The 14,225-nt window shown below is 68.4% G+C and carries 13 protein-coding genes; 8 read left to right on the top strand and 5 right to left on the bottom strand.

Features of this window, described 5'->3' with window-relative positions; genetic code table 11:
• The first annotated feature begins 37 nt into the window (after positions 1-37).
• Positions 38-664: an aldehyde dehydrogenase family protein gene (locus AB0J09_RS17830; protein WP_360691545.1), complete on the top strand. Its 627-nt coding sequence runs from the start codon at positions 38-40 to the stop codon at positions 662-664.
• A 43-nt stretch (positions 665-707) separates the two neighbouring features.
• On the opposite strand, the gene AB0J09_RS17825 is transcribed toward AB0J09_RS17830, so the two are convergent.
• On the bottom strand, positions 708-2,399 hold the full coding sequence (locus AB0J09_RS17825; protein WP_360691542.1) for a DEAD/DEAH box helicase: 1,692 nt from the start codon (positions 2,397-2,399) through the stop codon (positions 708-710).
• A 407-nt stretch (positions 2,400-2,806) separates the two neighbouring features.
• Here AB0J09_RS17825 and AB0J09_RS17820 point away from each other — a divergent pair, with 407 nt between their 5' ends.
• The 6 genes from AB0J09_RS17820 (at position 2,807) to AB0J09_RS17795 (ending at position 8,730) form a co-directional block, all read left to right on the top strand.
• Positions 2,807-2,947, top strand: coding sequence for a hypothetical protein (locus AB0J09_RS17820; RefSeq protein WP_360691554.1), 141 nt, complete (start codon positions 2,807-2,809; stop codon positions 2,945-2,947).
• A gap of 194 nt (positions 2,948-3,141) precedes the next feature.
• The gene (locus tag AB0J09_RS17815; protein ID WP_360691551.1) at positions 3,142-3,771 is read left to right on the top strand and encodes a substrate-binding domain-containing protein; all 630 of its coding nucleotides are present in this window, start codon (positions 3,142-3,144) and stop codon (positions 3,769-3,771) included.
• A 173-nt stretch (positions 3,772-3,944) separates the two neighbouring features.
• On the top strand, positions 3,945-4,175 hold the full coding sequence (locus AB0J09_RS17810; RefSeq protein ID WP_360691539.1) for a DUF6289 family protein: 231 nt from the start codon (positions 3,945-3,947) through the stop codon (positions 4,173-4,175).
• A gap of 110 nt (positions 4,176-4,285) precedes the next feature.
• A complete protein-coding gene (locus tag AB0J09_RS17805; protein WP_360691536.1) occupies positions 4,286-4,534 on the top strand; it encodes a DUF2399 domain-containing protein in 249 nt (82 codons plus the stop codon).
• Between the two features lie 62 nt (positions 4,535-4,596).
• Positions 4,597-6,141 carry a beta-N-acetylhexosaminidase gene (locus AB0J09_RS17800; protein ID WP_360691533.1) on the top strand — a complete coding sequence of 515 codons (1,545 nt, stop codon included), beginning with the start codon at positions 4,597-4,599 and terminating at the stop codon, positions 6,139-6,141.
• A 9-nt stretch (positions 6,142-6,150) separates the two neighbouring features.
• A complete protein-coding gene (locus AB0J09_RS17795) occupies positions 6,151-8,730 on the top strand; it encodes a glycoside hydrolase family 2 protein (RefSeq protein WP_360691530.1) in 2,580 nt (859 codons plus the stop codon).
• A 182-nt stretch (positions 8,731-8,912) separates the two neighbouring features.
• Here AB0J09_RS17795 and AB0J09_RS17790 read toward each other — a convergent pair whose 3' ends face one another.
• From AB0J09_RS17790 to AB0J09_RS17780, 3 genes are all read right to left on the bottom strand, one after another.
• A complete protein-coding gene (locus AB0J09_RS17790) occupies positions 8,913-9,503 on the bottom strand; it encodes a beta-propeller fold lactonase family protein (protein WP_360691527.1) in 591 nt (196 codons plus the stop codon).
• A 159-nt stretch (positions 9,504-9,662) separates the two neighbouring features.
• On the bottom strand, positions 9,663-11,492 hold the full coding sequence (locus tag AB0J09_RS17785) for an ABC transporter ATP-binding protein (RefSeq protein WP_360691525.1): 1,830 nt from the start codon (positions 11,490-11,492) through the stop codon (positions 9,663-9,665).
• A 299-nt stretch (positions 11,493-11,791) separates the two neighbouring features.
• Positions 11,792-13,045, bottom strand: a complete 1,254-nt coding sequence (locus AB0J09_RS17780) for a serine hydrolase domain-containing protein (RefSeq protein WP_360691522.1) — start codon at positions 13,043-13,045, stop codon at positions 11,792-11,794.
• A 157-nt stretch (positions 13,046-13,202) separates the two neighbouring features.
• On the opposite strand from AB0J09_RS17780, the gene AB0J09_RS17775 reads away from it, so the two are divergent.
• A complete protein-coding gene (locus tag AB0J09_RS17775; protein WP_360691519.1) occupies positions 13,203-13,547 on the top strand; it encodes a VOC family protein in 345 nt (114 codons plus the stop codon).
• An 18-nt stretch (positions 13,548-13,565) separates the two neighbouring features.
• Here the strand turns inward: AB0J09_RS17775 and AB0J09_RS17770 are convergent, their stop codons facing one another.
• A complete protein-coding gene (locus AB0J09_RS17770; protein WP_360691516.1) occupies positions 13,566-14,222 on the bottom strand; it encodes a TetR/AcrR family transcriptional regulator in 657 nt (218 codons plus the stop codon).
• Positions 14,223-14,225 lie beyond the last annotated feature (3 nt).

The following is a 14,225-nucleotide window of genomic DNA, read 5'->3' as shown; positions in this document are numbered from 1 at the left end:
ATGATGAACTCGTGGTGGTTGTTTTCGACGCCGCGCTGTGGACAAGGGATGCCCGACGGGCCAGATCTGCACGTCCATGGAACGCATTTACGTGCACCGCGACATCGCCGACGAGTTCGTCAACGCCCTCGTGGACGTCGCCGGCACCTACACCCTCGGAGACGGGCACGACGAGAGCACGGTGCTGGGCCCGCTGGTCGACCGGCGTCAGCGTGACATCGTGGACCGGCACGTCACCGACGCGGTCGAGCGCGGCGCGACCGTCCGCACGGGCGGGACCGTGCCCGAGGGCAGGGGCTTCTTCTACCCCGCCACCGTGCTCACCGGCGTGGACGACTCCATGCTGGTCATGACCGAGGAGACCTTCGGCCCGCTCGCCCCCGTCGCCGTCGTCTCCTCCTTCGAGGAGGGCCTGGAGAAGGCGGCCGGAACGCGTTTCGGCCTTGCGGCCACCGTGTACACCAACGACCCGGCGCACATGGCCGCGGCTCACGGCATCCCCGCCGGTGTCGTGTGGGTCAATCAGTGGCAGGGCGGCGGCCCCGAGCGGCTGTACGAGCCGGCCGGCGACAGCGGCATGGGGGCGACCGGGTCCCGGGCGGCCTACGACGCGGCCACCCGCCCCGTCTCGATCCACGCCGTCCCGGCCGCCCCGGGCGGGTGACGCCTCCCCGTAAGGGTGTCCATGAGGTGTCGCGGTCTGTTCGTCATCGTGTTCGTCTGCTGCGCGTGTCACGCTCGCGGCGGACGGTCGGCCGCCTTCCCTTGATCGTGGTTCGCCGGAGCGCGGCGATCACCTCGTCGGCCGCGGCTTGCGGCACCTCCACCAGCGAGAACCGGTCGGCGATCTCGATCGCGCCGATGTCGCGCCCGCTCAGGCTCGACTCTCCGGCTATCGCGCCGACCAGATCCTGCGGCCTGATCCCCGCACTGCGGCCCACATTGAAGAAGAGGCGTGCCATTCCACCCGCCGGGGCGCGACCGTATCGCTCGCCGGCCGGGGCGGCCTGCCGCCCACGCCGCTTGTCCTCGGTCCGCAGCGCCACCTCGGGAATCTCCTGCTCGTCCAGCGCGGCCCCACTGGACTCGTGCGCCAGCTTGACGGCGGCGAGCGCCACTTCCATCAGGTCGAACTCATCGGCGAGCGACTCGACCACGACGTGGAAGGGCTCAAGGTCGTCCTGAAGAAGGCTTTCCTCCAGCGCGGCACGGGTCAGCTCCATCCGGCGCGCCCGAAGGTCGGCGACGGTCGGCAGCCTCTCCACCGGGATCCGCTGCTTGGTCACCCGCTCTATCGCCTTGAGCATTCGGTGCTCGCGTGGCTCCACCAAGGTCAGCGCCACCCCTTCACGGCCGGCGCGACCCACCCTGCCGATGCGGTGCACGTACGCCTCGGGTGCGGACGGGACGTTGTAGTTGACGACGTGGGTGAGTTGTTCGATGTCGAGGCCGCGCGCGGCCACGTCGGTCGCGACGAGCAGGTCGGCGGTCCCGGCCCGCAGCCGCGACATCACCCGATCGCGCTGCTCCTGCTCCATCCCACCGTGCAGCGCCTCGGCACGGTAGCCGCGCCCGTTCATGGCTTCCGTGAGCTGATCGACCTCCTCACGGGTACGGCAGAAGATGATCGCAGCTGTCGGCGCCTCGATGTCAAGAAGGCGTCCGAGCGCTGCGGGTTTGTGCGCCCTGGCGACCAGGTACGCGCTCTGCTCCACCAACGGCGTCGCCTCGCGCCCCTCCGCCGCCGCATGCCCCATTTCTATCCGTACCGGGTCGTGCAGGTGACGGCGAGCGATCCCATCGATGCGCGGCGGAATCGTCGCGGAGAACAGCACGGTCTGGCGATTTTCGGGAGTGGCCGCGAGAATCGCCTCGATGTCGTCGGCGAACCCCATGTCGAGCATCTCGTCCGCCTCGTCCAGCACGACGGTACGCAACCCCTCCAGGTTGAGCGTCCCCCTGCCGATGTGGTCGAGGGCCCGTCCCGGCGTCGCGACCACGACGTCCACCCCACGCTTGAGCGCCTGCAATTGCCGGTAGATGGGCGCGCCGCCATAGATCGGCAAGACGCGCGCACCCATGATCCGGCCGTACCGATGGAACGCCTCCGAGACCTGAACGGCCAGCTCACGCGTGGGCACCAGCACCAGCGTCACAGGCCCGGCATCACCACCGGCCTGCGGCATACGCTGAAGCACCGGCAACGCGAACGCCGCGGTCTTCCCCGTGCCCGTCGCCGCCTGCCCGAGCAGATCACGCCCCTCCACCAACGGCGGGATCGCCTCGCTCTGGATCGGAGTGGGCTCTTCGTATCCCAGAGCGGACAGCACGTCCAGGAGCTCAGATCGGAGCCCCAGATCGGCGAAGGTGGCCTCGCCGCCGGTTGCATTCATGGTCATCTCCGACTCCTCACAAACTTCCACACCCCTGCTGCCGGTCATCCCCTGGGAAGGACCTCGATGCACCCAAGCCCCCGACCCCCCTGTACATGCTGTCCGGCGACCGGCCGATACGGGAGCATCAGGGTGCAGTCCCGTCCCTGCCCGGCACGGCGGTCGTCGCCGTCCCAGCGCGCGTAATACCGCAGCTCTACCCTTGCCCAGGGTCAGGGAACGCCTCAAGCCAGCCGCCATGCGACCGAGCACCAGGCTCAATCGCCCCGACCGGACTCACGCCGACAGGCGACAACGTTCTCACATACAGACGATCAGCCGCTACTTCACGGCGTGACAGAAGATGGCACCGCACCTTCCGAAAATTGCATCCATGCAGTTCAAGCAGCTCTTGGCGGGCTCGTGCCGTCCGGATGAACAAGGTCGCACCGCGCCCGCACGAGCAGGTCACCGCCTCCGGGTTGCGGGTGCACCTGCCCGCGCACTCCTTCGTCACCGGCGGCCTTGTCACAACCCCGCCCGACTACCCGGGACGGCTCCAACGCGGCGGGTAAGGAGGCGTAGGCCCAGGCGACGTTGCGGCTCTGGCCGCGGGGCGCAGCGACATTGTCCTGCTGTCCATCCCGCACCTAACGATCGGCCCCGGGATCACCCGCTTCGTCGAGCAGTTCGCCACCTCGCTGGCCCACGCCGGGCTGACCCTGGTCACCCACCTGGCCGGAGCGCCCGGGCGGTCGCTTCCCGACGTCTGCGCCGCCATCGACGCCTCCGTGGTGGCCAGCCTCGATCCATTGGACGACGACACCGCCCAGGCTCTCCGCGACGCGGGCGCGGACATCGTGTTCACCACCGAGGTGGAGCCCCACCTCGCCATGCAGCACACAGCCGCCTCCAGGCCGAGCACCTCATCGCCCTCGGCCATCGGCGCCTCGGCTACGCCATGCCCGACCACCCACTCCTGCGCAAGATCGCCGACGACCGGCTGCTCGGGGTCGCCAACGCCTGCGCCCGAGCAGGCATCGACCCCCCTCTGGCGCTCGACACCAAACTCGGCACCACCGCGATGGCACGCGCGGCGCGGCGGTGGCGCCGGGAGTCGGTGACGGCCGTGTGCGCCTACAACGACGAGGTCGCCATCGCGCTCCTGGCGGGCATGCGCCGCGCCAAGCTCGCCGCTCCCGGAGATCTGGCGGTCATGGGCGCCGACGACATCCCCCTCGCCCAGGTGGCCGATCCGCCGCTCAGCACGATCGCCTTCGACCTGGAGAAGGTGGGCCGTTCGCTGGCCGAGGCGGTCGTGGCCAGACTGTCGGGCGGCAAACCGCGCCTGACGCCGGCCTCGTTGTCTCCGCACGTCATCCACCGCGCGTCCACCTGAGAGTCGTCCGTCGCTCCACCGCGCCCCCGGGTGCCGATCAACAGGGCTGAAGGCTGCCGCGTCCTGACATTCGTTTTGACCCTTTGAGTACCGGTATTGACCTTATTGATCCGCTCACTTCGGCGATCGATCATCGAGGGCAGTAGCGCTTCCTCACCTCAGGAAGGATCTTCATGATTCGCCGCGCATCGTTAGCCGTCCTGCTCGCCCTCAGCACCCTCACCCTCATCAGCTCGCCCGCGCACGCCCGCGCCTGTAGGATCGACTACCACTGCGAAACGTACTACTACAGCGACTCCGACCACACCACGCTGGTGGGGATCAAGTACGAGAACTGCGTCGGGGATGAGACGTGGGTGGGCAGCCGCGGGTCGTATCCGGAGTTCTACGAGACCCCCTGCTGAGCGTCCGCACCTGATCACCTTCGGCGCCGAGTCGCGCGAGCGCGGCATCGGCGCCGCGCATGTGCACCGCCCGATCCGAGGCGGCCGTCAGTAGACCTCGGCGGTGACATATGCGGCCGACCGTGCCGGCGCCGGCCTGGCAGCGGTTCGGCGCGGACTACCCGCCCATGGTGTGCACGTCCGGGTGGCCGGACAGCGCCGCCATCCACCTCCTGCGCGCGCTGGACGGTGTCACACCGCACTATCACGGCGACTTCGCGCCGTGGGACACCGAGTTGGCGCCGCTGATGCGAGCGTGCGGGATCGCGGTGCCCGAGGAACTGGGGGCGGAGCGCCCTTTCGACGACCTGGCGGGATAAGAAAGGTTATTTACTACTACCGCTCTCGTTCGTATGGTGGTCTCAACCCCCAGGAGGCGGCAATGAAGATCCGCAGCGCCCTGACTGTGTTGGTCATCCTCTTAGCCAGCCCCGTATCCGTCCCGCAGAGTGCCACGGCCGCGTCGGTCGTGGCCTTCGACGCTGTGGTCCCCAGACCCGCGAGCGCGAGCCCGTCGGCGGGCGTGACGTACCAGATCACCTCCTCCACCGCCGTCTACAGCGACGCGCCAGAGGTCGGCGACCAGCTCGCCCGGCAGCTGCGGCCCTCGACCGGCTATCCGATCCCGATCGTGACCACGCCCCCGGCCGACGGGATCACGTTGCGGCTCGGCAGCGTGAGCGGCGGCGACGAGGCGTACCAGCTCGACGTGACGACCTCGGCGATCACCGTGCTGGCCAACCGCCCGGCCGGGCTGTTCAACGGGGTGCAGACGTTGCGCCAGCTGCTCCCGTACGCGGCCGACAGCGCCACCGTGCAGCCGGGGCCGTGGCCGGTGCCCGGCGGGCGGATCGTGGACCAGCCGCGTTACCCGTACCGGGGCGTGATGCTCGACGTGGCCCGGCACTTCTTCCCCGTCGCGGCCGTCGAGCGGTACATCGACCAGATCGCCCTCTACAAGATCAACTACCTGCACCTGCACCTCGCGGACGACCAGGGCTGGCGGATCGTGATCGACTCCTGGCCCCGACTGGCCACGTACGGCGGCAGCACGGCCGTCGGCGGCGACCCGGGCGGCTACTACACCAAGGCCCAGTACCAGGAGATCGTCTCCTACGCCGCCGCCCGCAATATCACGATAATTCCGGAAATCGACATGCCGGGGCACACCAACGCCGCCCTCGCCTCCTACGCCGAGCTGAACTGCGACGGCGTCGCCCCGCCCCTCTACACCGGCACGGACGTCGGCTTCAGCTCGCTGTGCACGTCCAAGGAGATCACCTACACGTTCGTCGACCAGGTGCTCGGCGAACTCGCCGCGATCACCCCCGGCCCCTACCTGCACCTCGGCGGCGACGAGGCCAGCTCGACACAGCCCGCCGACTACACGACGTTCATGAACAGGGCGCAGGACATCGCCGCCGCCCACGGCAAGACGGTCGTCGGCTGGCACGACATCGTCAACGCCACTCCGCTGCCCACCACGATCGCCCAGTACTGGGGCACCACCCAGCGCGACACGGCGGTCGCCACGGCGGGCAGGAAGGTCATCATGTCCCCGGCCAGCCGCGCCTACCTGGACATGAAGTACAACCGGCGCACCCCGCTCGGCCAGACCTGGGCCGGGGCGATCGAGGTCAAGGACGCCTACGGCTGGGACCCTGGCGCCTACCTCACCGGCCTGCCGCCATCCCAGGTGATGGGCGTGGAGGCGCCGCTGTGGACCGAGACGATCAGGACCTCGGCCGACATCGAGTACATGGCGTTCCCGCGCCTCCCGGCGCTCGCCGAGCTGGCGTGGTCACCGTACAGCACGCATGACTGGACCGCTTTCAAGCAGCGCCTGGGCGCGCAGGGGCCGCGCTGGCGCGTCATGGGGGTCAATTACTACCACTCCACGCAGATCGCCTGGCCTGCCGGTTCTTAGGAGCTCCGCATGTTCCGACGTGTCCTCGCCCTGCTTCTGCTGATCTTCGCGACCGGGATCGTGAGCGCGGGCAGCGCCGGCGCCGCCGTCGGCTCGACCGAGCTGACGGCGGGCTGGGCGCTGCGCTCGGCCACCGGCCTCGCGGACACCGGAGCCACCATCTCCCAGGTCGGGTACGGCACAGCGGGCTGGCAGCCGGTCACGCTGCCCTCGACCGTGCTGGCCGGGCTGGTGGCGGGTGGCGTCTACCAGAACGTCTACTTCGGCCAGAACCTGAAGAACGTGCCGGACCTGACCGGTCAGGATTGGTGGTTCCGCGGCGAGTTCACCGCCGCGGCGTCCTCGCCCGGGCAGGTGTACTGGCTGCGCTTCAAAGGGCTCAGTTACCGGGCACAGATCTGGCTGAACGGCGTCCAGCTCGACGCGAACGCGGTCGGCACGTTCGTCAACCGTGAGTACAACGTCACCAGCACGATCAACCCGGGCGCGGCCAACGCGCTGGCGATCAAGGTGACGCCGCCCGCGCACGACTGCAAGGACCTGTCCACCTGCACGGTCGACTGGAACCCCGAGGTTCCCGACATGAACGCGGGTGTCTGGAACAGCACGTTCCTGGACACCACCGGTTCCGTCGCGCTGCGCGACCCGTACGTGAAGACGACCCTGAGCGGGACCGCCGCGGACCTGACCGTGTACGTGGACGCGATCAACGCCACGAACGCCCCGGTCACCACCACCGTCAGCGGCACGATCACCAAGACCGGCCAGACCACGCTCAGCTTCTCCCAGAACGTCACGCTGAACGCCGGCGAGCGGAAGGAAGTCGCGTTCGCGCCCATCCACGTGACGAACCCGGTGCTGTGGTGGCCCTACCAGTTCGGCAGCCCCGAACTCTACCGGCTCACCGTCAGCGCGGGCACGTCCGACACCAAGGCGATCGACTTCGGCATCCGCCAGTTCACCGACTACCGCACCACGGTCAACGGCACGTCGTTCGCCGGCTACAAGGTCAACGGCCAGCCCATCCTGCTGCGCGGCGGCGGTTACGTGTGGGACATGATGCAGCGCTGGGACGCCAAGACCAACGCCGCGCACATCGCCTACGTCAAGGGCATGGGCCTGAACACGATCAGGCTGGAGGGCACGCTGGGCAACGAGGAGCTGTACGACCTGGCCGACAGGAACGGCATCATGATCATGCCGGGCTTCGTCTGCTGCAGCGCCTGGGAGAACGACAGCGGCTGGACCGCCGAGCAGGAGCAGGTGGCCCAGAAGTCGCTTGAGAGCCAGATGCGCGCCCTGCGGCATCACGCCGCGACGTTCATGTGGAACTACGGCAGCGACCAGCCGCCCACCGCCGCGCACCTGGCGGCGTACAAGAACATCGCCACCGCGCTGCACTGGCAGAACCCCACCCTCGACAACGTCGCCACCTGGGCGAACCCGGACGCGGGCATGAAGATGGACGGCCCGTACGTCTGGGAGCCCCCGGTGCTGTGGTGGGACCAGTCGCGCGCGGGCAGCGCGTTCGGCACGACCGGAGAGGAGGGCACCGAGTCGCCGCCACCGCTGGAGAGCCTCGAACAGTTCCTGGCCCCCGCCGACCAGTGGCCGATCGGCGCGACCTTCAACTACCACGCGGGCAAACCGCGCAGCGTCTTCGACAACATCACCCCGTTCACCGACGGGCTCAACAAGAGGTACGGCACCGCCACCTCGGCGGCCGACTACTCGCGCAAGTCGGAGCTGCAGAACTATGAGAACACGCGCTCGTTCTTCGAGGCGTGGAGCGCCAAGCAGCACGTGCAGTCGTTCGGGTCGATCTTCTGGATGCTGAACAACGCCTGGCCGTCGGTGCACTGGAACCTCTACGACTACTACTTCAAGCCCGGCGGCGGGTATTTCGGGGCCCGGAAGGCCACCGAGCCCGTGCACATCTCCTACGACTACTTCACCAGGAACGTGCACGTGGTGAACTCCACCCTGACGGCCCGCTCCGGACTGACCGCCACCGCCGCCGTGTACAACCTTCCTGATCTCACGCAGAAATACAGCACCTCGGTCCCGGTCACGGCCCCGGCCAATGCCGGAACCCAGGTGCTGACAATTCCGGCGCTGACTGGTCTGTCGGGCACGTACCTGATCAGGCTCCAACTCAAGGACGCGGCGGGCGCCAAGGTCAGCGACAACGTGTACTGGTACTCGACCTCGCCCGACACCCTGAGCAGCAAGAGCAACTGGTACAGGTCCACGCCGAAGAACTACGCCAACCTCACCGGGCTGAACGGACTGGCCACGGCGAACGTCACCGCCACGGCCACGCGCACGGTGTCGGGGACACAGGAAACCGTCACGATCACCCTTGCCAACCCCGCGGGCCTGGCCTTCTTCGTCCGACCGGAGATCACGACGGGCAACGGCGGGCGCGAGGTCGTGCCGGTGAGCTACACCGACAACTACGTCACGCTCTGGCCGGGAGAGTCCACCACGATCACCGCCGTGTACCAGACCGCCGACCTCGGCGGCCGGCAGCCGTATCTGCGGGTGCGCGGCTACAACGTCCCGACCTCCTCGATCCCGGTGAGCTGACCGGCCCACAGCGGGTTCGCCCCGGAGACCGAGCATGGTCAGGGCGGACCCGCGGGCCGCGAACACCGCCTCCACGGCCGTTTCCAGGGCCAGGCCGTCGAGCGCGCCCCGCGCGGACCAGATGGAGCAGCAGCCGGCGCCGTCCTTGACGGGACGGCACCGCGGAGATCCTGCACGCAGGCCTAACCGAACGTTATGCAGTCCGGGTTCGGAATCGGCATGGATTTCCCGGTGTCCGTCAGCTTCCCGGACCGCGGATCGATGCTGAACGGGTTGACGGTGCTGCTCACCTGATTCGCCACGAGCATCCACCTGCTGCCGCGGTGAATCGAGAAACTCCACGGCGACACGCCGCCGCAGGGAATGCGCTGGACGAGCGTGAGCCGGCCCGTTCTCCAGCCGGCCGCGAAGACGACAATGGTGTTCTCACCTCGATTCGAGGTGTATACGAAGCGGCCGTCGCGGCTCATTCCCAGCTCGGCCGCGCTCTTGGTGCCGGTGTATTCGGGTGAGTCGGTGGACAGGCTCTGACCGCCGATATAGGACAAGCCGCCGGGCGTGCCCGAGCTGTCCGTCGTCACCTGGCCGATCAGGTCAAGAACGCCGGTCGCCCGGTCGATCCGGAACGCGGAGACGGTGCCGCCGGCGTCCCCGCTGCCGACGTAGCGAACCGGCTTTGACGGGTGCTCCGCCTGCCAGCTCGAATTCACCTGCGCCACGATTCCGAACGGGGCCATGATCCCGTCATCGGGATCGAACCAGGCGCCGTTCACCTGCCCGCCCCCGCGGGTCAGCGTGAGCGCGACGCGGCGGCGGTCGTCCGAGAGGATCGGTCCTGGTGGTCGCGGCGGCACGACTGCACCCATCGCTCCATGGTCGGCCTTCCGCGGTCTTTCGTGCCCCAGGTGGTCATTTCACGACTGGGGTGCCGGTCAACGATGGAGCGCGTCCGGGCTGTCGTCCTGGACCAGGAAGCCACCGGATTGGTGATGCCAGAGCCGGGCGTAGGAACCTTCGCTCTGGAGCAGCTCGCTGTGGGTGCCCTGCTCCACGATGCGTCCCTGGTCGAGTACGACAAGCTGATCCATGCGGACGACGGTGCTCAGACGGTGGGCGACCACGAGCGCGGTACGGTCCCGCATCAAGTGCCACAAGGCTTCCTGGACGAGGATTTCACTCTCCGAGTCGAGGGCACTGGTCGCCTCGTCCAGCAGCAGGATCGGGGCGTCGCGCAGGATGGCGCGGGCGAGGGCGACGCGTTGCCGCTGGCCGCCGGAGAGTTTGACGCCGCGCTCGCCGACCAGGGTGTCGAATCCGTCCGGCAGAGACTCGGCGAACTCCGTGACATGCGCCGCCTGCGCGGCTTGGAGGATCTCGGCATCGGTCGCACCCGGCCTGGCGAACGCGATGTTGTCACGCACCGACCGGTGGAACATGGCGGGCTCCTGAGGGACATAGGCGATCAGGCTGCGCAGGTCGGATTGGCGTAGCCGGGTGATGTCCTGGCCACCTATGAGGATCCGGCCTCCGTCGATGTCCATGAGGCGCAGCAACAGCCGGGTGAGGGTGGTCTTGCCGCCTCCGGACCGGCCGACCAGCCCGATCTTGGTGCCGCTGGGGATGTCCAGGTCCAGGCCCTCGAACAGGGGCGGGCCCTCGGTGTGCGCGAACCTCACCAGCTCGAAGCGGACGCCTGCGTCCGCCGGGCGCAGCGGCTGCGGGTCGGCCGGATCGACCACGGTCGCCGGTACGAGGAGCAGTTCGGTGAACTGGGCCGCTTCGGTGAGCGTGCTCTCCATGCGCCGGTATATCTGGTTGAACTCGAACATGATGCTGATCGTGTTCGAGTAGTAGGTGAACGTCACCACGATGGCCTCCACGCCCAGGCCGCCTCGGAGCGCCACGGCAAGGAGCAGGCCCACGGCACTGGTGAGGACCGATATCGGGGCGACAACGGTGTCCACCCGGAGGTTGCCGTAATCCCAGGAACGGAGCGTCAGCCTCTGCTGCTCGGCGATCCTGGCCCGGTGTTCGGTGGCTTCGCGGTCCTCGGCGGCGAACGCCCGGACGGTCTCCATGTTGGAGAGCACATCGGCGACGTGGCCCGACACCAGCACCTTGGCGGCCTCGCGTTGGTCGACCAGCCGTTGGCGGCGGCGAACGAGCGGGGCGACGAGAAAGCCGGTGACGATGATGAGGCCCACGAGAACAAGGACCAGCAGCGGGTCATACTGCCACAGCACCACCGAAGCGAAGACCAGCGGCACCACCTTCGCCATGATCGAGAACGTGAGCGTGTCGGCGAACTCCTCGAACCTGCCGGAGAACCCCAGCACCCGTTTGGTCAGCGAACCGGCGAAGTTGTCATGGAAGAACGCGGCGTCCTTGGCCAGCAGCTCGTCCATGCCCACCACGCTGAGCCGCTCGATGCCCCGGGCGTCCATACGGTTCAGGAAGTGCAGTCCCACCCGCCACAGCGCCTCGCCCGCCAGCAGCAGCGCGCCGAAGCCGAGCACGTAGGGCAGTAGCGCGTCGATGGAGCCGTCCCCGCCACCGGACAGATGCCCCACAAGCCCGGCCACCGCCAGCGGCGCCAGGTAGAACAGGCAGATGTTCCCCATCGCCGGCAGCGTCAGCGCGGGCACCGTGACCCGCCACTGGCGCGTCAGCTCACCGCAGTAGTAGCGCAGTGCCAGCAGAACCGCCGACCTTCGTACAGATGGACCATCTCCGGAGTCCCCGACTGATCCGAGCACAGCCATCCGCCCTCCCGAATGCCGACGCCGCCGTGGCCATGGTGCCGCAGCGTGCACAGCGGAGCGAGCGATTTTTCTGGCCACCCCGGGCCGTGGAGGTCGGGATGTGCAAGTTGGCGCCGTTATGAGTCCTGAGCAAGACTGACGCCGATCGAACCCGTGGCGGATCACTCCCGCAGTTCAAGGGGCGGCGACGGATTTCCCTCCGGCGGCCGGTCTTGATACCGGCCGAACCGATCATCGTCAGCCGTGAATGAGCGGAACCCCCGATCCCGTGCCCCGGAGCGCGGGATCGGGGTCTTGCGTCAGAAGTACCTGGGCGTCAGGTCGGTCGTCGGCCAGCTGGTCACGGTGCCGATGGCCTTGCCGAGCACCGGGTCGATCGAGTCGAACTCGGGGGTGCCCTCCTCGGCCCTGCGGTTGAAGATGGCGCAGTAGCTGACGCCGTTCTGGACCCGTGCGAGGAAGCTGAACGTCCCGGGCATCGAGCCGTTGTGCCAGGTGTTGAGCCCACCGACGTTGTTGTTGCGCACGTTCCAGCCGAAGCCGTACCACGACCCGCCCGAGGTCACCCCCGTCTCCGGCTTGGCGAACACCCGGGACAGCGACGTGGAGTTGAGCACCGGCCCCGCGGCGTCGAACATGAAGCCCCACTTGACCAGGTCGACGGCCGAGGCCAGCCATCCACCGTTGGCGTCCTGGTTGGCCATGTTGAAGCCGCCGTAGGGGAAAGGCACGGTGGTGCCGTCCCCGCCGAGGACCGTCTTGCGGGTGTACTTCGACTCGTACGTCACTTCGCCCGGGAAGGCCTGGGCGGCCAGGCTGCGGCCGAGCCGGGGCCGGGTGATCTTCAGTGGCGCGAGCAGCTTCTGCTGGATGTACGACTCATAGCTCTGCCCCGACACCTTCGCGATGATCCGGCCGAGCAGCATGTAGCCATAGTTGCTGTAGGCGTAACGCGAGCCGGGCGCGAAGTCGAGCTTGCGCCCGGTGGTGAACTCCATGATGTCGTCGTGGCCGATCGGCAGCGGCGCATCGAGCGCGGCCGAGATCGCATAGTCGGACCAGAGCGGGTCGAGCGACGCGTCCCTGTCCCAGCCGCCGGTGTGCTGGAGCAGCCGCCACAGGGTCACGTTCGCCAGCCGGGGGTCGGCCGTGGCGGACAGCCCGAGCAGCTTGGTGACGGGGGTGCCCAGAGTCAGCTTGCCGTCCTGGGCCAGCCGCGCGATGGCCGCCCCGGTGAGGCTCTTGCTCAGGCTGGCGATCCGGAACAGCGAGGTCGGCTGCACCTTGGTCGCGACCCCGTTCCGGGTGTACGTCCCGTAGCCGCGGGCCAGCAGGATCTTCCCCTTCCGGGCCACCGCAAGCTGCGCGCACGTGATGTTGCGCTCCTGGATGTACTTCTTCACCGCCGCGTCGAACCCGGCGAGCTGCGACGGGACGATACCCGTGATGACGAGCGCGGCCGATGCGGCCTCCGCTGGCCGAGCGCCCAGGGCGAGGACGGGCACCATACCAGCGCTCGCCTGGAACAGCCTGCGTCGGCTGAGGGACGCCACAATTTCCTCCGATGACTCGGGAACATCAAGAGGCAACTACTACCACAGACACCTTAATATCGGTCGCTAGCAGCAGATTTCCGGACACTCTTATGGCCGGGCGGTCGCCGGGGCGGGGCGCGCGCCGCACCGTGGCCCGATCAGTACCCTGGCCATCATGCACGGGCGTGTAAATCAGATCGTGGTGGATTGCCGGGATCCGCAGAGGCTGGTTCGCTTCTGGGCTGCTCTGCTCGGTGGCGACCCGGTGCATCGCGCCCGAGGCTGGTCGCACGTCGAACCGCCCGGGAGCGTACGACTGGCGTTCCAACCGGTCGCCGAGGACAAGGCCATAAAGAACCGGCTGCATCTGGACATCGAGGTCGACGTCATCGATTCGGCCACTGACCGCGCGCTGCGGCTGGGTGCCACGCGGATCGGCGAGACGGTGACCGACGATCAGGGCTCCTTCCAGGTCATGGCCGACCCGGAAGGCAACGAGTTCTGCTTCGTCTGTGATTAGCGGGTGTTCATTGGTGGTCTATGAGCACTGAGGGTCCGCGTTCGCCGGAGAGAGCCGGTCGTCTTCGCGGTAAAGAGTCATCAGCAGCGGCCGGGTCAGGGCGGCCATCTCGGCGGGCGAGCGCGGGCATCCGTGCTGAAGCCAGTCGGTGGCGACCCCGATGAGCGCTCCCGCGGTGAACGCGGCGGGCACGTCGTGCGGAACGTGGACCGTGTAGTCGGTGGGCGATGGGGCGTCGTCGCCGGTGGCGGCCCGGCGCGCGCCGAGGTAGGCCGCGACGGTGGCGCGGCGGCGTACGTGGTCGATGACGCGCGCGCTCCCCTGGGGTCCGAGCACGCTGCGGTAAAGGCCGGCGTGCTCGTCGAGGTGGGCGAAGAAGGTCAGCAGGGTGTCGGGGGTCGCGTGCGAGGTGTCCCCGGTGCCGGGGTCGGGTATGGCTTCGATCAGGTCGTCGATCATCGCGGTGCAGGCGGCCTCGGCCAGTTCGTGCACGTCACGGTAGTGGTCGTAGAACGTGGAGCGGCTCACCCCGGCGCGTTCGGCGACATCGGCGACGCTGATTCGGGACAGGTCGCGGCCCTGGACGAGGTCGATCAGCGTGCGTTGCAGGGCCGCCTGTGTGCGGCGCACCCGCGGGTCGGTCAGTTCGCTGTCTCTGTCTCTGGGGAAGGCCACGCC

Origin of the sequence: Nonomuraea sp. NPDC049784 (genome assembly GCF_040659615.1) — a bacterium.
Lineage (GTDB): Bacteria > Actinomycetota > Actinomycetes > Streptosporangiales > Streptosporangiaceae > Nonomuraea.
The sequence above is the reverse complement of the archived record's forward strand: the minus strand, read 5'-3'. Positions and strand labels throughout refer to the sequence as shown.